Raw genomic sequence first — 20,461 nt, forward strand, 5'->3', positions numbered from 1 at the left:
CTCGAGAGCGCGCTGAACATCGTGTCCTATTTCTGCAAGCCGTCAGCACCCTGGCAGAAGGGCAGCGTCGAGAACACCAATGGTCGCATCCGGCGGTTTCTGCCCTTCGATACCGACATTGCCGCGGTATCTGACCGGCAGCTGCAAGGCATGGTCGATCGGCTGAACAACACGCCTCGGAAGTGCCTTGGCTATCAAACCCCGCAGGAGGTCTTGAGCCAGCAGCTGGACGCTCCCTTGCTATCGGTTCCGGTGGATCCATGACCGGAACGCGACGAAGAGCGGACAGGCGGCTCCCGCCCAAAATACGCCGTTCCGGGAGGTTGCCGACAATGGCAGCTTAGCCCGTAAGCGGCCGTTAGCGACGCGGGGTTTATGTTGGCCGTCAACCGGCAACCGGCGTTCGCACCGTCCTATCCTGACAACTCTTGCTTTCCTTACAGATCCAGCGAGGCCACCCCGTGATTTGAATAAAGCCCGCAACAAAACATAACATGCACAGCCATGGGCGCCGCGGAGTTGACAGGCTACCAGACGGTATGATCGTAGCGCTCGTTGTCATCAGCGCCTTCCTCGCATTCGTCGTCAGTGCCGTGGCTGGCGGTGGGGCAGGCCTCGTCCTTGTGCCGCTCCTCAGGCTGATCCTTCCAGTGGCATCTATCCCCGGCGCCCTGTCGATCGGTACCGCGGCGAGTTCACTATCTCGCATTTGGTTGTTCTGGAGACGGATCCGCTGGGACGTCGTGCGGCGTTTCGTCCCGACCGCAATCCCTGCAGCAGCTTTGGGCGCGTGGCTGCTGACCCGCTTCGAGCCCGTCTATGTCGAGTTTCTGCTGGGTTGCTTCCTGCTCCTGAACCTCCCCGCGCTGTTTCGCCGGCCGTCCCCGGCGGGAACGGAGCGCCCGCTGTCGCTCGGCCGGCTCCCATTGCTCGGGGCTGCGGCGGGGCTCCTGTCCGGCTTCACCGGTGCCGTCGGCGTGGTGTTCAACCGCGCCTATTATCGCATGGGGCTCGACAAGGAGGAGATCGTCGCGACCCGCGCGACCAACGAAGTGCTGCTGCATATTCTGAAAATTGGGCTCTACACGGCGTTTGGGCTGCTGCCGCGATCCGCGCTGATTGCCGGCGCCCTGGTCGCTGTCGCCGCGGTCGCCGCATCGTTCGCCGCCCGGCATCTTCTCTCGCTGATGCGCGAGAGCATCTTTCGCCGTGCAGGGCTGCTCGCAATGGTCGCATCGGGCATTGCGATGTTCAGCCTGTCCGGCAGCCAGATCATGGCGGTCCATCGCGCCTGGGTTTCGTACGTCGCGCCGGGGGATGAGCACGAGATCCAGCTATATTGGGGCGGTGTCCCCCGCATTTCGCTCGAGCGCGAGGAGCATGGCGGTCTGGTCGTGGAGCGCGCCATCGCGCGCTCGGAATTGCCGGCACCCGTCTCTGCGGTTCTCCCGGGCATCGAAGCCGCGGGTACGATCGTCCTGATCGAAGAGGTGCACGGCGATGGGCATTACTATGAAATCTACTGGCGGCATGACGATATGCTCCACAAGGCGGAGGTGACGCCCGGAGGAACACCGCGCCACCGCGCCTTGTCGCTGCTGGTCCCGGATGGTTGATCGCTGGCGGCGGGCAATCTCGATTATCCCTCTGCGCCGGCAACGTCCCTGCGCGACAAGCCGAAGCGGACGAGTACCGGCATCGCCAGCAGGACGAGCGGATATTGCAGCAGCAGCCCGGAGATGATGGCGATCGCCAGCGGCTGCTGGATACCCGAGCCCTGGCCGATCGCGAGCGCCAGCGGCAGCAGCGTCAGGATCGCGGCCAGCGTCGTCATCGTGATCGGGCGCAGGCGGTTACGACTGGCCTCGCGCGCGGCATCGGCGGGCGGCATCGTCTTCGCCAGTTCCTCGAATTCCGAGACATAGAAGATCGCCATCTCGGTGCCGATGCCGATGATCATCGTCATGCCCATCAGCGCGGTGATGTTGAGGTCGACGCCCGCGACCCACAGCGCGGTGAACACCGCGGTGGTCGAGAGCAGGGAACAGCCGATGATGATCACCGGCAGCCAGATGCGGCGATAGAGGACCAGCAGCAGCGCGAACTCGGCGACCAGCGCCGCCCCGAAGACCTTGACCAGGCCCGCAAAAGCGATCTGCTGTTGCTGGTAGAGCCCACCCAACTCGTAGCGCACGCCGGGCTCGAGCATGCCCGGCGCATCGAGGGCCGCCTTCACGTCGCCCACCGCCGCACCGATGCCGCGCCCCTGGATGCGCCCGGTCACCGCCACCATCGGCTCCAGATTCTCGCGGCTGATCTGGGGTTGCCCTGTAACCGACTGGACGGTCGCGACGCGCGACAAGGAAAACATATGGCCATCCGGCGCCCGGATCGGCAGCTGCGCCAGGCCGGTTTCGCTCATCGTCAGCGCGTCGGGTAGCCGCACACGCACGTCGACCGCCTTGGTCGCCCCCGCGAGCGTCGTGGCCACAGTGCCGCTAAGCGCCGTGTTGAGCTGGTTCTCCACCTCGGCGGGCGTCACCCCCTCGAGGCCGGCGCGCACCGGATCGATATGGACATTGAGCGCGTCCCCGGCGAGCTGCACGCCGTCCTTGATCTCGACCACGCCGTCGATCTTGGCGATGCGGGCAGCGACCTTGCGCGCCTCTCCCTGCAGCACCGACGGATCGGCGGCGTAGAGCTTGACTTCGATCGGCTGGGGCACGGCGGTCAGGTCGCCGATCAGATCCTCGATCAGCTGGGCGACCTCGACCTGCACGCCCGGCACCTTGGCAGTAACCTGATCGGCCACCGCCGCTGCGATCTCTTCCGTAGGCGCCGAATGCGTCGGCTTGAGCCGGACGAAATAGTCGCCGTGATAGCTTTGCCCGAGGTCGCCGCCCAGCCCGGTGCCGAGACGTCGCGAAAAGGTCAGGACGTCCGGGTTGGCGCGCAGCATCGCATCGATCTGGCCGACCTGGCGGCTCGTTTCGTCGAGCGAGGTGCCGGGCGCGGTGTAGTAATCCATGACGAAGCCGCCTTCGTCCACCTTGGGCATGAAGCCGCTGGGGACATTGGCATAGCCGACATAGCCGAGGATCAGCAGCGGCACCGCGACGACGGCGAGCAGCCAGGGACGTGCCGCAAGCGCGCCCAGCGCGCGATCGTGCACGCGCGCGATCCTGCCTTGGCCCGGCTCGCCGGGATCGTGCCAGCGCCGGAAATCGACCAGCCAGCGGACCAGGACCGGTACCACGAAGGCGGTCATCGCCCAGGAAATCGCCAGCGCCGCCGCCATCGTCAACGACAGCGCCTGCGAAAACGCGCCCGTCACTCCGCTGAGGAACGAGAGCGGGATGAACACAATCAGCGTCGCCAGGCTGGAGCCGGTGAGCGGCGCCATGAACTCGCGCGCCGCCGGCAGAACGGCGGCGTCGCCGAGCGGCTGGCCGTCCTCCCCCGGCGCAGCGGCGCGGCGGGCGATATGCTCGACCATCACGATCACGTCGTCGATCAGCAGCCCCACCGCGGCGGCGATCCCGCCCAGGGTCATGATGTTGAAGCTCATGCCCAGGATGCGCAACACCAGCACGGTGGCGGCCAGCGTCGCCGGCACGACGATCACGGCGACCAGCGTCACCCGCCAGCTGCGCAGAAACCACAGCAGCACCAGCGCGGCGAGAACCAGCCCGATCAACACGGCATCGCGCACATTTGCCACCGATTGGGTGACCAGCTCGCTCTGGTCGTACCAGCAGACCAGCTGGACGCCAGGCGGCAGCTTGAGGCCGGCAAGCCGCTGCTGCACGGCCTGGGCGATCTGGACCGCATTCCCGTCGGGCTGTTCGTAGATGTTGAACAGGACCGCCGGCTTGCCGTCCTCGACGATGCGTTGCCACACCGGCACCGCGCCGTCCTGAACGGTGGCGACATCACGCATGCGCACAACCCCTTGCGGGTCGGCGCTGACGACGATCGCGCCGATCTGCGCGGCGCTCGCCATGCTGCGATCGGCGATGACCAGCGACAGGCGCCCGCGATCCTGCACTTGGCCGACGGCACTGAGCACGTTGCCGTTGCGGATCGCCGCGGCGACATCGGCCATCGACAGATTGTGGTCGGCCAGCCGGTGCGGATCGGCAAGAACCTGCACCTCCGCCGTATCGCCACCCTGCACGCCAACGCGCGCGAGCCCGGGGATCGCAGAGAGCAGCGGCGTGATCTGGTATTTGGCAAGATCCTGGAGCGCGACCGGGTTGGCCGAGCTGGAGACGAGCGCATAGGAGATGATCGGGAAGACCGTCGGGTCCATGCGCCGGACGGTATATTGCGTGCCCTGCGGCAGCGCCGGGAGCGCGCGCGCCACTGCGGAGTCGACGAGCAGCGTGCTCGCGATCATGTCGCGGCCCCAGCCGAAATCGATCGAGATCTGCGCGGCGCCCCGACTCGTCGCCGAGCGCACGTCCTGCACGCCGGGGATGGCACGGATCGCCTCCTCGACGGGGCGGGTGACGGTCAGTGCGGTCTGATCGGCCGGACGGCTGCCCGCATCCAGATCGACGACGACGCGGGGGAAGGAAACCTGCGGGAACAGGCCAATCGGCAAGGACCAAGCCGCGACCAGTCCGGCCAGCGCCACGGCGACCGCGATAAGGACGAACGCGCGCGATTGTTCGCGCAGCAGCCGTTCGAGCATCAGTGCGCCCACCGCACGGCATCGCCGTCGCCGACCTGATAGGCGCCGTCGACGATCAGCCGGCGGTGCGGATCCAGCGCTCCGGTGACCACGTCGCCCGTGTCGGACGCCAGCGCGATCGCGACGGGCACCGATTTCGCCTTCGCGCCATCCACCTGAAAGACATGGGCAGGCCCGCCGGCGGTCACCACCGCGCGATGCGGCACCACCCAGCCTTGCACCTGCCCGGTGGCGATGGCCACCTGCATGCCCTCCCCGGCGAGCAGCGTGCCCGCGGGAAAGGCGATGTCCACATCGATCAGGCGCGTCTTGGGGTTGAGCGCGCTGTTCACGCGGATTACCCGCCCCGACAGCGGGGCGCCCCCGGAAAGCCGCGTCAGCGATGCGGATTGGCCAACCGCCAGCCTGCCGCGCTCGGCAGGATCGACGCCGGCGCTGACGACGATGCTGCCCGCCTTGGCGACGGTCAGGATCGCGGCGCCCGGCTGGATGCGATCCCCCTGTGCCGCGGTGACGCTGGTGACCACGCCGTCGAAGGGGGCGGTGAGCGTGTGGGATGCACTCCCCGCGCCCTCGCTGCGCAAGGCGGCAAGCGCGGTCTCGGCGTCCGAAACCGCCTTCTCCGCCTGCACCAACTGGTCGCGGGTCGCGAGCTGCTGCGACAGCAGCTGTGCGGTGGTCGCCCGCTGCTTGCTGGCCGCGGCGACCGCGTCGACCGCTTGAAGGTAGCTGCTGCGCGCGGACGGCGCGGTGGCGAACACCGCCAGCGCCTGGCCTTGGCGCACTGCCGCGCCCGCGGCGACGAGCAGCCGCGTGACTTGGCCCGGCTGTGCCTCGCTGAAGGTCTGGGTGCCGGTCACCGCCGGCGCGACCGCGCCATAGGCGGTAACGGTCTGGGGCAATGCGCCCTGGCGGGGCAGTATGGTGGAAACCAGCACGCTCGGCGTCGCCGTGGAGGATGCCTCGGGCGCCGCGCCCGTGCTGCAGCCGGCCAGCATCGACGCGGCCGCAAGGCAGAGCAACCGCCTCATCGCGGCATCGCGTCCGCATCGGCCGCCGGCAGGGTGACGGCGGGGAGGCCGTCGCCGACCAGCGTCTGGATGGCGATCTGTCGATCGAGCAGCGCCAACTCGAGCGTCATGATGTCCTGTTCCTTGATGAAGCGGTTCGAGACGAGGTCGACATAGCCGCGTTCGTCGAGATTGGACGCGCCGAAGGCCGCCTCCGCACGGGTCGCGGCGCGCTGTGCCGCCGGAAGATCCGCCCGCGCGGCGGCGAGCTGCGCCGACAGCTGCTCCATCTCGCGCAGCATGGCTTCCACGGTGCCGACGGCGGCAGCGAGACGGGTGCCATATTCTTCATGGAGCTGCAGCCGGGTGGCGCGTGCGATCGCGACATTGCCCTGGTTGCGGTCGAAAATCGGGAGGCCCACGGCCAGATTGGGTCCGCCATTGACGACCCTGGAATTGTCGCTGTTGACGCTGGTGCCGAGCACCAGATCGGGGAATTGGGAGAGGATCGCCTGGCGCAGCTGTTCGTCGGCTGCGGCATAGCCCATCTGCAGGGCGATCAGGTCCGGGCGTCGCTTTGGCAGGCTGGCCAGCCCTGCCCGGATCGCAGCCGGATCGAAGGGCGGCAGGTCCGCCCGTGTTGCGAGCGGGACTACGACATCGGGTGCAAGGCCCAGCAGCGCGTCGAGCTGGTGCGTCAGCGCCAGCTGGCGCTGGTCGAGCGCGTTCAGCGCGCTGCGGGCGGCCTGCAGCGCCACCCGATCGGGGGCGACCGTCACCAGTGTCACGTTGCCGGCGGCGAGCGCCTGCTCGAGCTTCGCGTTCCGCGCCGCCAGCAGCCGATACGCCCCGACATAGCTCGCTCGGCTGTTGGCGTTGACGATCAGATCGGTTGCGATCTGGCGCGCTTGTCCGGCAACCTGCCATTCCTGCCAGACGATATCGGCGGCGACCTGGGCTTCGCTGTCGGTAGCGGCGCGACGGCGTGACCGATAGGTGACGAGCGCCCGCACATCCTGCGCAAGCCCTATGTTCCAGGCGGGCACCGATCCCACCCCGGACAGCAGCGGCAGGAAAGCGCCGGTGAGCTGGGGATTGGGCAAGATGCCGGCCTGTCGGGTTTGCCCCGCGGCCACTGCCCGCCTGCGTCGCGCCGCCTTCAGGTCAGGATTGTTCGCCAGTGCAAGGTCGACGACCCGTGCAACGGAAAGAGGTTCGGGGGGGAGGCCCGCATCGCGCCGCTGCAGCGCGTGCAGGTCGGCGGCCAAGGGAGGCGCGGCCGCCAGCGGAAGCGGCGTGTAATGGCTACATCCGGCGACGAAATCGACCGCCAACGCCGCAGCGATGCGGATGGCCCGGCTCCGTAGAAATGGTGATCTGTCGCTCATGAATTCCGACTGGCGCAAGGAAACCGTCCTCCAGAACAAGCAGGCGCCACTTGTTCGATCGTGCAAGATCCGGTCAGTCCGGGTGGGGGCCTTCCGCTCGATTCTCGAGTATCTTGCCCGTTTTTGCGTCGATGCCAACCTCATAGGTCTTGCTGTGCCGCCGCACGTCGAATGAATAGCGAAGGCCGCTGCCGCCTTTTTCCTTTTCCAGCTCCTGATCCGTGATCGTCCCGGGGCGCGCCTTGAGCGCCGCTGCGCGTGCCTTGGCGAGCGGGATGCGCGCGAGCGGCAGGTATTTGGCTCCGTGCAGCTTGCCGGCGCCGCCGGCGATTGCGGGCGTGATCACCGCCAGGGCGGTCATCATGGCGAGGCTGGCAAGACTGCGCTTCATCGGTGCATGCTCCTGAAAGTGCGGGACTGCCCCTCCTAGACCAGCCGCCCTGCGCCGGAGATGACCTGAAGATTGATTATTCCCAACTTGCGCGCGAGGTCCGCCCTGCGGCTAGTGACCCGCGGTGCAACCGGGAGTAGTCTTGCGCCGTGAAACTGCTGCTGCTCGAAGATGACGAAGCGACGCGGGCCCATCTGGAGCGCGCGTTGGGCGAAGCTGGGTTCGTGGTCGATGTATGCGACAATGGCCGCGATGCGATCTTTCTGGGATCGAGTAACGAGCACGCGGTGCTGATCCTCGACCGGATGGTGCCCGGGGTGGACGGCCTGGCGGTCCTGAAAGCCCTGCGCGCAGCGGGAATACGCGCACCCGCGCTCTTCCTGACCGCCATGGACGGCGTGCATGACCGGGTGGAAGGGCTGAACGCCGGTGCCGACGACTATCTGATCAAGCCCTTCGCAACCATCGAGTTCATCGCCCGGGTGCATGCGCTCTCGCGCAGGCAGCCGGAGACCAGCACCGTAACTGTGCTGCGCGTTGCCGATCTTGAACTGGACCTCCTCAAACGCAGCGTGCGGCGCGGTGGCCGGCCCATTCAGCTACAGGCCCAGGAGTTCAAGCTTCTCGAATATCTGATGCGGCACGCGGGCGAAATCGTGACGCGCTCGATGCTGTTGGAGAATGTCTGGCACTTCCATTTCGAACCTCAGACCAACATTATCGAGAGCCACATGAGCCGCCTTCGCGCGAAGGTGGATCGCGGCTTCGACCAGGAACTCATCCGCACGATCCGCGGCTCCGGCTATCGAATCGATGCCCCTGCTTAACGGCTTCCGGAGCGGCGCCTTCCGCTTCGCCTTCCTGCTGGCGATAATGTTTGCGGTCAGCGCGGCGCTGCTTCTCTTCGTCGTCGAGCGCTCCATTTCGCAGTATGCGACGGTCGCGACGGACGGTGGCCTGAAGAGCGAAGCCGCGATTCTGCAAGCCGAGGATCGCGAGGGCGGGCGGGCCGGCCTGCTCCGCGCGATCGCGCTGCACCGTCGCGCGGGCGGCGAGGAAGCCTATCGCTATCAGGTGATCGACATCGGCGGAAAGCTGCTGGTCGACGACCTCGGTACGCGATCGACCGGTCTCGGCTGGGGGCATGTCACGTTGCGCGACGACCCGCAGGAGCCAAGTGCGCATCTGGAAACTCTCAAGACCTTGGGCGTCGCACTGCCGCAAGGCGGAACGCTCGTCGTCGCCACCGACACCTATGACATCGAAGAGCTGCGCGCCAGCCTCGATCAATTCACGATCGCTGCGGGCCTGACGATCACGCTCTTCGCGCTGATCGGCGGCTATCTGATCGGCGGGCTCTTCATGCGGCGGCTGGATCGCGTCAACGCTGCGATCGCCCGCGTGATGGCCGGCGACGTTGCGGAACGTCTTCCGCGGATCGGTATCAGCCGCGAATTCGACGCGCTGTCGATCAACCTGAACGCGATGCTCGATCGGATCGGCACATTGATCAACGGCCTGCGCCAGGTCACCACCGACATCGCACATGATCTTCGGACCCCGTTGACCCGGCTGCGGCAACAGCTCGAGGCTGCACTCGAAGCGGGTAGTCCGGCGCATTACGAAACGAGCATCGAACATGCGATCACGCAGACCGACGAGATTCTGGGCATTTTCAGGGCGCTGCTGCGGATCGGCACGCTCGAAGGGGGCGATGGTCGCCAATATTTTGCGTCGGTCGACCTTAGCGAACTACTGAACCAGATCGTCGCAGCGCTTCAGCCCGTTGCCGAAGACGAAGGCAAGCTGCTCATCGCGCAGCATGCACCGGATCTGCTGGTGGAGGGCGACCAAGGCCTGCTGGCGCAGATGATGACCAATCTGATCGACAATGCGATCCGGCACACACCCGCCGGCAGCCGCATCCGCAGCGAGATTGGACTGATCGAAGGCAGCGTTGTGGTGACGATCGGAGACGACGGGCCCGGTATCCCAGCAGAGGAGCGGGCCAATGTTCTGACGCGCTTCTATCGACTGGATCGCAGCCGCAACTTGCCGGGCTCCGGCCTGGGGATGTCGATGGCTGCCGCGATTGCCTCGCTACATCACGTGCGCCTGGAACTGCTCGACAACGCGCCTGGGCTGCTCGTCCGCTTGACCTTTCCCGCGCTGGCCATCGGTTCGCCGCCCGAACAGGTTGGCAATCGGTAACGTGACCTGGGGCAGCCACGGCGCCAAAAGGGATGAACACATCCTGGAGACCGCCATGCGCCGCTCACGCCTCCTCCTGCTGCTCGCTGCTGCTTTGCCGCTGACCGTCGCCACCACCTCCGCGCCTACATACACGGTTGCCCAATCCATCGCTGGCCCGGATGGGCCCTGGGACTATGCGCGCGCCGATGCGGACGGCGCGCATCTCTATGTCGCGCGGGGCACCAGCGTCACGGTCGTTGATCTGGCCACCGGCGCCGTTTCCTCGCTCGGCGCGGTGCAGCGCGGGCACGCCGCGGTTCCGCTGCCCGGCGGCAAACTGCTGGTGACGAGCGGGACCGACGGCACGGTGCGGCTGATCGACCTCGCTTCGGGTAGCGAAACCGCGCGCATTCCGGTCGGCAAGAAGCCGGATGCCGCGATCCTGAATGCCGACAAGACGCGCGCCTTCATCATGAACGCCGAAAGCGGCACCGTGTCGGTGATCGATCTGGCGTCGGCGAACGTGACCAAGACCATCCCGGTGAAGCCTGGGCTAGAATATGCGGCCTTGGGAGCCGACGGAACGCTGTTCGTGAACAACGAGGATGCCAACGAAGTAGACGTCGTGGATGTCGCCCATGGTTCGACCGGCAAGCCGATTGCCCTTCCCGGCTGCAGCGGCCCGACTGGCCTCGCCTATGACAAGGGGCATGATCGCCTGATCGCCGCGTGCGCCAACGGCAAGGCCGCGATCGTCGACGTGCACAAGCGGCAGCTTGCGGGCTTGGTTGCCATTGGAGCCGGTCCGGATGCCGTCCTTCTGGACGACGCGCGCGGCTTGGCCTTCATCCCCTGCGGGAAGGACGGCGTTCTCGATATCCTGTCCCTGGCCGGACCAAAGGTCACGCATGTCGGAACGGTAAAGACGGCGGTCGGAGCACGAACCGGCGCCCTCGATCCCAAGACCGGAACGATCTATCTGCCGACTGCAGATTTCGGTGGACCCGCGGCGCCTGGAGCTCGTCCTGCGATGGTCCCCGGATCGTTCCGCATCCTCGTCGTCAAGCGGACGTGATCGACAAGCTGCGCGCCTTCGCAAGCAGGCGACCCGAAGTGGTCGTCCTGCTGGCGTTTGCGATTACGGGACTGACGCTTCTTGCCGTTCTGTATATAGGCGCCGAGATATTGGAGGGAGACACGCTCGCCTTCGACCGGGCGTTACTCCTACACCTGCGCCGAGCGACTGATGGCGACGCGCCGTGGAAGACCGGTTTGCTGACCTTGATGCAGAGCATCACGGCGCTGGGCAGCAACGACATTCTGACAATCGTCGTCGCCATGATCTTCGGCTTTCTTCTGCTTGCTCGCGAACGAAACCTCGCTCTATTGCTCCTCGCGGCAACGGGTAGCGGCGGCGGGGTCGCGACTATCCTGAAACATCTGTTCAATAGACCGCGTCCCGACGTCGTCCCGCACCTGACCAGCTTCGGATCGGCGAGCTTGCCAAGCGGCCACGCTATGGACTCGGCGGTGGTGTATCTGACGTTGGCTGGCCTGTTGATGCGTGTGGTGCCAACGGCCCGGCTGCGCATCTACACGATCGCCTGTGCGGTAGCGCTGACCGCAGCGATCGGCGTCTCGCGGGTATATCTCGGTGTCCATTGGCCCACCGATGTCGCCATGGGGTGGATCACCGGCGCAGTCTGGGCGCTGCTCTGGTGGGCAATCGCCTGGTGGCTCCTCAACCGGCCGGCAGCAGCCACGGATCAGCGATAGCCTCGCCTTGAGGGAGTTGCTCGCCCGTTACGCGGTCCTCGTTGGTCCAAGATTGATTCTTCCCAACCTACGCAAAACAAGTCTGAAAGTCCCATTGTTGTAACATTCGGCGCTCACCCAGTCCCTGTTCGCAGCACCGCCCAACCGCTTCGAAAAGGCCGGTGCGAGAACATATTGGGGATTGCCAACATGAAGAATCGGACGTTGTCGCTTCTGTCGACGGCGATGATCTCGCTCGCTCATTTGCCTGCTCACGCGCAGACGACGCCGGGCTCGCAGCCGCAGGCGGACAGTCGCGACATTGTCGTTACTGGCAAGCGCGCCGCGGAGACTGCGCGCGCCGAGGAACGCGCAGCACCGAATCTGATCAACGTTCAGGCGGCGGAAGACATCGTCAAATATCCCGATTTCAACGCTGCGGAGGCGCTCGGCCGCGTTCCGGGCGTCAGCCTTGCGATCGACACCGGCGAGGGCCGGTTCGTGAACATTCGCGGGATCGACGGCAATCTGAACGGCACCACCTTCGGCGGTGTCACCTTGCTCAACACCCAGCCGGGCGGCACCTATTTCGGCGGTGGCGGCCGTGCGGTCGAGCTTGATACCGTGCCGATCGGCGCGGTGGATCGGCTCGTCGTCCGCAAGACGGGGTTGCCGGACCAGGAGGCCGAAGGCCTGGGCGGTTCGGTCGAACTGACCCCGCGTACTGCCGTAGGACTGACAAAGTCGTTCTTCGAAGGAACGATCGGAGGCGGCTATCAGAATGCGCACAAAAGCGCGGACGTCTTCGTCGGCGAGGCAGCGGTGGGCACGGCCTTCGGCCCCGAGCGGCGGTTCGCGATCGTCCTGACCGGATCTTTCCACACCGACAAGCGCGGCTTCGACGATGTCGAGCCCGGCCTGCTCGATGCCGTGCAGCCGGGTACGCCGGGAGACCGGGTGCTCGATACGCTGGATCTGCGTCGCTATACCTATAACCGACGGCGGTTCGGCTTCGGTGGGGAAATGGACTGGAACCCCGATGCCCAGAGCCGTTACTATGTGCGCGTCAATAATGTCGGCTACACCGAGTCGGTGCATCGCTCGATCCTGCAATATCGTGGGCTCGGCGACACGACCACAACCAGCCGCAGCACCATCACGGCGACAGGCGTTGATGCGCGGGTAACGCTGCGGGACGAGCAGGAAACCCATCTGAACTTCATTGCTGCGGCGGGCGGCCGCAACGACCTTGGGCCGGTAATCGTCGATTACCAGCTTTCCTATACGGCCTCGACCTACCACCGCGACTATGACCGCAACTCGACCTTCAAGCGATCGGGCCAACCCAGCTTCACCGTGGCCTATGACAACACGTCACTGGTCTATCCGACGCTGACGCCGAGGGGCTTCAACCCGAGCGACCCGACCCAGTTCACCTTGGCCAGCGCCACCAATGCCAGCGAGCGGGCGCACGACCGCGAATATGCCGGCCTGCTCAACCTCACTGTGCCGACCACGCTGCTTGGGGGGGATGGCAAGTTCCAGGTCGGCGGCAAGCTGCGCTTCCGCGACAAGATCGACCAGCCCGACAATCGCAGCTATGTGGGCGTACCGGCCACGTCCCTGAACGCCGTTCTCGGTGGCGGTCCATACACGAACTATTACGGCGGCACCTACAATATCGGCTATGCGCCCAGCATCCTTCGGGTCCGTGCAGTGCTGGCGCCGCTCACCCAGGTGACGAGCGCTGCCAATGCGGAGCGCAATGCGCAGGGCTTCTTCGACGACACCGAGAATGTCTATGCCGGCTACGCGCAATATTCCGGCACCTTCGGCAAGCTCGGGGTTCTTGCCGGGGTTCGTGTCGAAGATACCGAAGGCACCTATCGCGGCACGTCGATCACCGACGGCAGCACGTTCAACCCGTCGAGCAGGGCGTCGCGGTACACCAATGTGTTTCCGACGGTACAGCTGCGCTACGACCTCGCGCCGCACGTGGTCGCGCGCGCAACCTACTCCACCGGCATCGGCCGGCCCGGCTTCCTTCAACTGCTGTCGGGCGCGGTGATCGACACCGGGAACCTCGCCGTATCAGTCGGCAATCCGAAGTTGAAGCCAACCACCGTCAACGCGTTCGATGCGCAGCTCGAATATTATCTTGCGGACTTGGGTATCCTGTCGATTGGTGGTTTCGACAAGGAGTTCAACAACTATATCATCAATAATCTGCAACAGAACACGACCTATGTCGACGCGGGCGGCACATCCTATGCCGGGTATGACGTCACCAGCTACAGCAACGTCAAGAACTCGCATGCGCGTGGGATTGAAGCGCAGTATAGCCAGAAGTTCAGCTTCCTCCCGGCACCATTCGATGGTTTCGGCATCCTTGGCAACATCACCTATGTCTGGTCCAAGTTTGCAATCCGACCCGGCGAGACGAGCCGCCTTCCAGGCACCTCGCCACTTACTTACAACGTCGCGGCCTTTTACGAGGCGCACGGCCTACAATTGCGGCTGTCCCTCAGCCATGTCGATGCGGCGATCTTTGGCGTCGGCGGCGGCCCCGACTTCGACACGTTCGAAGATCAGCGCACCCAGCTCGACCTGACTACCTCGTATCAGATCGCAAGAAGTGTGGGCGTGTATTTTAACGCGCGAAACCTCAACAATTCCCCGCTCCGCTACTATGAGGGATTCTCGAATCGCACCGTTCAGCGCGAATTCTATAGACAAAGCTTTGAGGCTGGTGTGCGGCTTCGGTATTGAATGCAGCCCCCTTAATGGCCCGCCTTAGGCTGGTGTAACCGACCGTTGTAGGCACGACGCGTACTCGGCTCAGTCTGCAGCCCAATTGCTCTTCCGAGTGCACGGTTGCGAACGATTAGATGTCGGCTCTGGGCGAGAGCGGAACTTCGCCGTGAAATCTGCCAACGGCAGCAGTCCTGGTTTGCGTCCCTGGCGGGGCGGATCTAAAGGCCAGTCGTTCGCGTCCGCTTTTGGGGTGATCAAATCGCCATGTTGAATGTCTGAGCTTCGGCGCGCAATTGCCCGCCAGCTTGTAGTTCGAAGCCTTGCGGGGCTCTGGCTTAGACCGTGCTGCCTAAAGGCGCAGTAGTCGCAGAAGCCGACACTCAATCGCGAGCTCTAAGCGTCGGCCCAGCGGCGCAGCAGATTGTGGTAGACGCCGGTCAGCGCCACCACCTCGCCATGGCCCTGCCCCACCTCCACGGCGAGCGCCTGGATCGAGCGATCGAGATCGAACAGCACGCGCCGCTCGCCGTCGTCCTGCACCATCGACTGGAGCCAGAAGAAACTGGAGGTCCTAGCACCCCGCGTCACTGGGTCCACCCGGTGCAGGCTCGACGATGGATACAGGATCGCATGCCCCGCCGGCAGCTTGACGCTCTGCTCTCCGAACAGCCCCTCGATCCGCAGCTCGCCGCCGTCATAGGCTTCGGGCGGCTCGAGGAATACGGTCATCGACAGGTCAGAGCGGATGCGGAAGTCGCTGCCGCGCTGGATGCGGATGGCATTGTCCACATGCGTCCCGAACGCCTGCCCACCGGCGTAACGGTTGAACAGCGGCGGAAACACCTTGAGCGGCAATGCGGCGGCGACGAACAGCGGCGACCGCGCCAGTGCGTCGAGAATGATCGCGCCGGCCTGGCGGTGCGCTTCGCTGCCTTCCGGCAACTGCTCGTTGCGCTTGGCGAGCGCCGATTGCGCGCCCGAGGTGACGTTGCCGTCGACCCATTCCGCCGCATCGATGATGGCGCGGATTTGCGCGACCTCTTGGAGGCTGAGCAGGTCGGGAATGGAAATCAGCAAAGATGGGTCTCCAGCTCGGGCCAGGGCGAGCGGCGCAGCCACTCGCGGGCCTTTTCGACAAAGGCCGGGGTCGCGGTTTCGCGGCAGCGTGTCAGCCAGTGGGCCGCCATGTCCAGCAGCCCCTCGCCCGCCAGCATGCGGGCATGGTTGAACGCGCCGCGAAAGTCGCCGCCCTCGGCCGCGCGGGCATAGCAGGAAGCTGCCTTGACCATGTCCTGCGGCACCACCCAGCCATCCTCGTGGAAGCTGCCGACATAGTTGATCGCCTTGACATTGCCCGTCGCCGCGGCCTTTTCGAACCAGCCGAGTGCTGCGGCCTTGTCTTCGGTCAAGCCTTCGCCGAGCGCCAGCGCGGTTGCGTAATTGTACATGCCCCAGTCGAGCCCGCGCTCGGCGGCGACGCGGAAGCATTCGGCGGCGCGGACCTTGTCGATGGCCGTGCCCCAGCCGAGATCGTAGCAGCGCCCCAGCATGTTGAGCGCCATCAGATGGCCCGCGCGGGCGGCGCGGCCGAACCATTCGAACGCTTCGGTCTTGCGGCCCTGGTCGAGCAGCATCTGGCCCCACACCGTCTGCGCTTCCGCCACGCCGGCCTCCGCCCCTTCCCGAATCAGCGCCGCCCGCGCCTCCGGCGAACCGGAGAGGCGGGCGGTGATATCGTCGGCGGTCAGTGCGTCGAGCGCGACCCGCATCAGAACTTCACGTTGAGCGTCGCGAAGGCCGAACGGCCCGGCGCGATCGTCGCGTAATGCGAGGTATAGGCCTGGGTATAATAGGTCTTGTCGGTGAGGTTCTGGATGTTGGCGCTGATCCGGATCTTGTCGGTCAGCTGGTAGCCCGCCTGCGCATCGAAGCGCCAATAGGAGGGCACGGTGCGCACCAGCAGCTTCGTGGCCGGGTTCACCGTCACCAAGCCCGATGCATCCTGGGTGGCGCTGCGATTGTCCTGATAGCCGCCGAACACCCGGCTCATATAATAGGCGCCGCCGCCGAAGCTGAAGCGGTGCGTCGGCTTGAAGTTGGCCGACAGGGTGAAGCTGTCCTCCGGCGTCTGCGTCGCCTGGCGGCCGGTGTTGACCGAGGGCACAGGCACGGGCTTCGCGGCCTGGATGGTGGTCGTGACCCCGTTCACGGTCTGCGTGATCGCCGCGGCCGTGAGAATGGTCGAGCCGCCATCGAGGATCTTTGCATCGAGATGGGTGTAGCCACCGAACACGCTCAGCCACTTGGTGACGTTGCCGTTGAAGGTCAGCTCCACGCCGCGGATCCGGCGCTTGCCCACGAACTCCACCGTGTTGTCCGGGCCGGTCACGCGGGCATTGTCCGTGTCGGTCTGGAACAGTGCCGCGCCCAGCGCGAGCTGCTCCTGGAACAGGCTGGCCTTGGCGCCGACCTCGTACGACTTGGTCTTTTCCACCTTCAGGCTGTCGAGCAGCGCCAGCGCGGTCGTGGTGTTGGTGGTGCCGAGCGCATTGCCTTCCTGGCCCTCACCGATCAAGCTGTTCGGCGGCGTGGCGGCGGTGGCGTAGCTGGCATAAAGGCTGGTGTTGGACGTCGGCTTGAACACCAGGCCCGCCTGCCAGTTGAACAGGTTGTTGGTCTTGCTGAGGCTGAAGGTGCTGGTCGCGGTCGCCGTCTGGCCCGGCGTGACGGTCGACTTGAAGCGATCATAGCGGGCGCCGAGGTTGAGGATCAACTGCGGCAGCAGCGTGATCGAGTCGAAACCGTAGACCGCAACGGTGCTGGCGTCGTTCTGCGTCTCGGTGATCGGCGCGCCCTTGGTGATTGCGGCCGGCGTCGGCGAGGTGTCGCTGGCGTAGTTCACCCACGGATCGTTGGGATTCGGGTTGAACAGGCTGGTGCAGTTGTAGCGCGCGATCGTGCTCGTGTTGCACCGCGGGCTGGCCGTCGAGCCGGTCGCCAGCACATAGGTGCCGCGCCGCGCCTTCTCCCAGCTCACTTCCACGCCCGTCGAGAAGCTGTGCTCGATGCTGCCGGTCTTGAACGTGCCGTACAGGTCGGTCTGGTTGGTCAGCGTCTCGGTATAGCCATAGCGGGTGTTGGCCCGGCGCCACACATAGCCGCCCTGGATCTGGTCGCCGCGCGCTGCCGCGGCGCCGGTCGCCGCCGTGGCGCTGGTGCCGTAGACATTCCCCTGGCTGTCGTCCGGCTGCGTGTAGATATAGGACTGGTTGGTATAGCCGTAGCGTGCCGTATTGCGCAGCGTGATGCCGCCGAAATCATGCTCGGCACGCAGCGTCGCCTGCTGGACCTGCGTGTCGCGGAAGTCGCGATTGGCGAGGCCGTAGAAGGTGGAGCGATCGATATGCCCCTTGGTGCCGCCGATGGTGGTGAAGTCGCCCATCGCGGGCGGGCTGTAGATCGTGCCCGTGCCCGGCGCGTTGGCTAGCGTGTAGCTGTAGGGAATGCCGCTGTCGGGCAGTTCGTGCGTCTCGTAGTAATAATAGGCCGCGGTCAGGCGCGTATTCGTGCCCATGCCCAGCGTGATCGATGGCGCGATGCCCCAGCGGCGGTTCCAGATCGCGTCGCGGCCGGCGACATCCTGATCATGGAACATCCCGGCGATGCGGACCCCGATCTTGTCCGTGACCTTCTCGTTCACGTCGAGGGTGAAGCGCCGAAAATCGGCCGTGCCGACACTGGCCGAGGCGGAGACAAAATTGCCAGACACCGGCAGCTTTGAGATGATGTTGATCGAGCCGCCAGCGCTTCCGCGGCCGCCCAAAGTCGAATCCGAGCCGCGGACGATCTGGACGCGATCGGTGGCGAACACCTCGCGGGTCTGCGCGCCGATGTCGCGCACGCCGTCGACGAAGGTCGAGCCCTGGCTATCGAATCCGCGGATGAAGGGACGATCCCCGATCGGGTTACCGCCCTCGGCCGCGCCGAACGTAATTCCCGGCACGGTGCGCAACGCCTCAGCCAACGTAGTGGAGCCAGTCTGGTCGATGATCTCCGCCGAGAGAACCACCACCGAGCGCGGAGTGTTCACGACTGGCGCAACAGCCTTGGGGTTGGCTTGTTCTCGCACGCTTTGGCCGGTGACTACGATCCGGTCCTGGTCATCAGCATCTGAGCTTTTTGTGTCCGACCTAGCCTGCGCTGGCGCAGTGGCGACAAAGCCCACACATGCAATGGCGAGGAAGGAAGGAACGCGCCCCCCATGAACTGAATGGGACTTGAACAACTATAACCCCTTTTAACGTTTTGCCACCGTATCGGTCTCTCCCTCAGCAGAGTCAATGCTAATGCGAGCTTTTTGCAGTAACCCGACCCGCCCCTCACGGCGATTGGCTATGCGGTCGCCGACGCAGGCCGTCCGGCGGATCTGGGCGCCGCGTGTTCCACGCCAAACGCCGTCAGGCCCGAATTGGCACGCCTATTAAACCTTAGGGACACTTTTTAAAGGATGGATAAGCCCACGGCCGCCTTTAATATCGCCGGAAAGCTCGATTATACGGAGCCGATTCCGTGACATCTTTTGAGATTATCCATGCACTCAAAGATCGCGGTGTAGTCTCTAGCTGCTATCTGCAGAGCATGGGCATTTCACGTCAACATATAAGTCAACTCAGAAAAAGAGGAATATTGAAACGGGTACGGCATGGATATTATAAGATTTCGTCTTTTCTGTGCTGACCATGCATTTTTGCCTTGCCTAATCAATAGAAAATAATCGACCTTACATGTTAGGTAAACCAGATTCCGAAGTATTATCTGCAGTCAACAATGCACATTTACAATTCTAACTAAAACTTCATCTAAATTATTTTTTTGATAAGGCATGAAGTGCCGCTCATATTTTTTGGCTTTGAGCTCAATATTCTCTGTTTGGAGATGCTTCCGGCGTCGGTGTGCTCTAATTCATCGATTTATTCGCGTGCGCCCAACTGATTCCAACGCCCTCACCAGCCGGAGGCAGTCCATTTACGTCCTTGCTCGGAAGGTTGATCGACTTTCTGAACCGCTGGACTCGGGCGCGCAGCCGCCGCGTGTCCTAAGGGTGGCCTATTATGCGCGTCCACCTACCCGGTTAGTTTACTTACCCGGTTATCGGACGCCCATGATCGACGGACCAAGCCTGCCTCGATCCGACTTCGCGCCCACGGAGCAGTGTGCCTTCTTTTAGAAAGCTCCTTAAGGCCCAGGCGACTAAGCTGGTTAGAAGGAGAAGCGTGTGCCGATCCGCAGAGTCCTGGGCTCCACGACGCGGCTCATGCGTCCCTCGACAGTGCCCTCACAATCGACAGCCGCGACAAGGACATTGCCAATTTCTACGAGTCCTACATCCCCTCTGTGGATCGCGACGGCACGGTCGAGGGGCGACTGAGCCGGGTCGTGGAACCGCGGACGCTTCGGATCGGTGGCGCATTCCAAATCGAAGTGCGAAAACCTAGGCAATCTGCGGTGTCCAGCCGCTTGAGGGTTTCGCAGCATGCGCCATTATCGGCATCTGGATCTGGACGAACGGCGACGTCTCTATCAGCTTCGGCAATCCGGCAGAAGTGTTCGTGAGGCTGCCACCGAGCTTGGCCGCCACGTGTCGACCATCTATCGGGAGTTGAAGCGGAACCGGCATCTGGATGACGAGCCGATGTTCCGCGGCTACTTCCCGACGCTTGCGAATGACAAGGCAGCGGCTCGCCGGCGCCGAGGGCTCAAGATTTCGCGGAATTTGCCCTTGGCTGCCTATATCCTGGACCGCCTTGAGGCCGCTTGGTCTCCAGAACAGATCGCCGGCTATCTGCGTCGGCACCGCATGGGAGCCGGGAACGTCTGCCATGAGACGATCTACCAGTACGTCTATAGTGAGGACGGCAAGCGCCAACGGCTGTGGAAGCTGCTCCCGATGGCCAGGAAGAAGCGACGATCGCGCTATGGGCGGAAGCCGCGCGCCGCCCGCATCCCCGAGGCGAACACGATTGCCCAGCGCCCGCCGGAGATCGCCGAGCGGAGCAGCTTCGGTCACTGGGAAGGCGATCTGATCGCCTTCCGCGCGGTTCACGGAAAAGCAAACCTCACCACGCTCGTCGAGCGGCGCAGCCGCTTCACGATCCTGTGCCCAAACCCGAGCAAGCACTCGACCGAGGTGATAACCGGCATCGAGCGACGTCTTCGCTCCCTTCCCCCTCCCCTCCGGCGCTCCATCACGTTCGATCGCGGCACCGAGTTCGCG

The 20,461-nt window shown here is 64.6% G+C and carries 16 protein-coding genes; 9 read left to right on the plus strand and 7 right to left on the minus strand.

Annotated elements, in window-relative coordinates; all coding sequences use genetic code 11:
* Both ACTJKY_RS21525 and ACTJKY_RS21530 read left to right on the plus strand, forming a co-directional pair.
* Positions 1 to 264, plus strand: a 264-nt coding sequence (locus ACTJKY_RS21525) for a transposase (protein WP_440848118.1), incomplete at its 5' end; no start/stop codon positions are given.
* 275 nt (positions 265 to 539) lie between these two features.
* Positions 540 to 1,616 carry a sulfite exporter TauE/SafE family protein gene (locus ACTJKY_RS21530; protein WP_121079630.1) on the plus strand — a complete coding sequence of 359 codons (1,077 nt, stop codon included), beginning with the start codon at positions 540 to 542 and terminating at the stop codon, positions 1,614 to 1,616.
* 23 nt (positions 1,617 to 1,639) lie between these two features.
* On the opposite strand, the gene ACTJKY_RS21535 is transcribed toward ACTJKY_RS21530, so the two are convergent.
* From ACTJKY_RS21535 to ACTJKY_RS21550, 4 genes are all read right to left on the minus strand, one after another.
* Positions 1,640 to 4,696: an efflux RND transporter permease subunit gene (locus ACTJKY_RS21535; protein WP_121079934.1), complete on the minus strand. Its 3,057-nt coding sequence runs from the start codon at positions 4,694 to 4,696 to the stop codon at positions 1,640 to 1,642.
* Positions 4,696 to 5,694, minus strand: a complete 999-nt coding sequence (locus ACTJKY_RS21540; protein WP_440848119.1) for an efflux RND transporter periplasmic adaptor subunit — start codon at positions 5,692 to 5,694, stop codon at positions 4,696 to 4,698. The genes ACTJKY_RS21535 and ACTJKY_RS21540 overlap by 1 nt, the downstream gene beginning before the upstream one ends.
* A 29-nt stretch (positions 5,695 to 5,723) precedes the next feature.
* Entirely contained in the window at positions 5,724 to 7,040 is a 1,317-nt protein-coding gene (locus tag ACTJKY_RS21545; protein ID WP_440848120.1) for a TolC family protein, read from the minus strand.
* A 127-nt stretch (positions 7,041 to 7,167) separates the two neighbouring features.
* Positions 7,168 to 7,485: a PepSY domain-containing protein gene (locus ACTJKY_RS21550; protein ID WP_354278571.1), complete on the minus strand. Its 318-nt coding sequence runs from the start codon at positions 7,483 to 7,485 to the stop codon at positions 7,168 to 7,170.
* Positions 7,486 to 7,634: 149 nt separating this feature from the next.
* Here ACTJKY_RS21550 and ACTJKY_RS21555 point away from each other — a divergent pair, with 149 nt between their 5' ends.
* The 5 genes from ACTJKY_RS21555 to ACTJKY_RS21575 all read left to right on the plus strand — a co-directional run bounded on the left by ACTJKY_RS21555 (position 7,635) and on the right by ACTJKY_RS21575 (position 14,202).
* A complete protein-coding gene (locus ACTJKY_RS21555) occupies positions 7,635 to 8,312 on the plus strand; it encodes a winged helix-turn-helix domain-containing protein (RefSeq protein ID WP_121079932.1) in 678 nt (225 codons plus the stop codon).
* A 46-nt stretch (positions 8,313 to 8,358) separates the two neighbouring features.
* Positions 8,359 to 9,696, plus strand: coding sequence for an ATP-binding protein (locus tag ACTJKY_RS21560; protein ID WP_440848121.1), 1,338 nt, complete (start codon positions 8,359 to 8,361; stop codon positions 9,694 to 9,696).
* Between the two features lie 55 nt (positions 9,697 to 9,751).
* Complete coding sequence (locus tag ACTJKY_RS21565) at positions 9,752 to 10,753, plus strand: YncE family protein (protein ID WP_121079973.1); 1,002 nt, start codon at positions 9,752 to 9,754, stop codon at positions 10,751 to 10,753.
* On the plus strand, positions 10,750 to 11,454 hold the full coding sequence (locus ACTJKY_RS21570) for a phosphatase PAP2 family protein (protein ID WP_121079928.1): 705 nt from the start codon (positions 10,750 to 10,752) through the stop codon (positions 11,452 to 11,454). The genes ACTJKY_RS21565 and ACTJKY_RS21570 overlap by 4 nt, the downstream gene beginning before the upstream one ends.
* 189 nt (positions 11,455 to 11,643) lie before the next feature.
* Positions 11,644 to 14,202, plus strand: a complete 2,559-nt coding sequence (locus ACTJKY_RS21575) for a TonB-dependent receptor (protein ID WP_440848122.1) — start codon at positions 11,644 to 11,646, stop codon at positions 14,200 to 14,202.
* 378 nt (positions 14,203 to 14,580) lie between these two features.
* On the opposite strand, the gene ACTJKY_RS21580 is transcribed toward ACTJKY_RS21575, so the two are convergent.
* The 3 genes from ACTJKY_RS21580 to ACTJKY_RS21590 are packed head-to-tail and all read right to left on the minus strand — an operon-like array spanning position 14,581 to position 18,472.
* Positions 14,581 to 15,264 (minus strand): Fe2+-dependent dioxygenase, encoded by a 684-nt coding sequence (locus ACTJKY_RS21580; protein ID WP_121079924.1) that lies wholly within the window; start codon positions 15,262 to 15,264, stop codon positions 14,581 to 14,583.
* Positions 15,258 to 15,956 carry a tetratricopeptide repeat protein gene (locus tag ACTJKY_RS21585; RefSeq protein WP_121079922.1) on the minus strand — a complete coding sequence of 233 codons (699 nt, stop codon included), beginning with the start codon at positions 15,954 to 15,956 and terminating at the stop codon, positions 15,258 to 15,260. Before ACTJKY_RS21585 ends, ACTJKY_RS21580 begins: the two co-directional genes overlap by 7 nt.
* Complete coding sequence (locus ACTJKY_RS21590; RefSeq protein ID WP_121079920.1) at positions 15,956 to 18,472, minus strand: TonB-dependent receptor; 2,517 nt, start codon at positions 18,470 to 18,472, stop codon at positions 15,956 to 15,958. Before ACTJKY_RS21590 ends, ACTJKY_RS21585 begins: the two co-directional genes overlap by 1 nt.
* A 284-nt stretch (positions 18,473 to 18,756) precedes the next feature.
* Between ACTJKY_RS21590 and ACTJKY_RS21595 the strand changes: the two genes are divergently transcribed.
* Complete coding sequence (locus tag ACTJKY_RS21595; protein ID WP_121079918.1) at positions 18,757 to 18,924, plus strand: type IV toxin-antitoxin system AbiEi family antitoxin domain-containing protein; 168 nt, start codon at positions 18,757 to 18,759, stop codon at positions 18,922 to 18,924.
* Positions 18,925 to 19,720: 796 nt separating this feature from the next.
* Positions 19,721 to 20,461 (plus strand): IS30 family transposase (locus ACTJKY_RS21600; RefSeq protein ID WP_440848123.1); only part of this gene is annotated, 741 nt, incomplete at its 3' end.

The sequence above is a fragment of the Sphingomonas sp. 22176 genome (genome assembly GCF_052045505.1).
Lineage (GTDB): Bacteria > Pseudomonadota > Alphaproteobacteria > Sphingomonadales > Sphingomonadaceae > Sphingomonas.

What these genes read in the sequence shown, in the direction of transcription:
- ACTJKY_RS21530 (WP_121079630.1), top strand. Translation starts at nt 540, where the DNA reads ATGATCGTAGCGCTCGTTGTCATCAGCGCCTTCCTCGCATTCGTCGTC.
- ACTJKY_RS21535 (WP_121079934.1), bottom strand. Translation starts at nt 4,696, where the DNA reads ATGCTCGAACGGCTGCTGCGCGAACAATCGCGCGCGTTCGTCCTTATC.
- ACTJKY_RS21540 (WP_440848119.1), bottom strand. Translation starts at nt 5,694, where the DNA reads ATGCTGGCCGGCTGCAGCACGGGCGCGGCGCCCGAGGCATCCTCCACG.
- ACTJKY_RS21550 (WP_354278571.1), bottom strand. Translation starts at nt 7,485, where the DNA reads ATGAAGCGCAGTCTTGCCAGCCTCGCCATGATGACCGCCCTGGCGGTG.
- ACTJKY_RS21560 (WP_440848121.1), top strand. Translation starts at nt 8,359, where the DNA reads ATGTTTGCGGTCAGCGCGGCGCTGCTTCTCTTCGTCGTCGAGCGCTCC.
- ACTJKY_RS21565 (WP_121079973.1), top strand. Translation starts at nt 9,752, where the DNA reads ATGCGCCGCTCACGCCTCCTCCTGCTGCTCGCTGCTGCTTTGCCGCTG.
- ACTJKY_RS21575 (WP_440848122.1), top strand. Translation starts at nt 11,644, where the DNA reads ATGAAGAATCGGACGTTGTCGCTTCTGTCGACGGCGATGATCTCGCTC.
- ACTJKY_RS21585 (WP_121079922.1), bottom strand. Translation starts at nt 15,956, where the DNA reads ATGCGGGTCGCGCTCGACGCACTGACCGCCGACGATATCACCGCCCGC.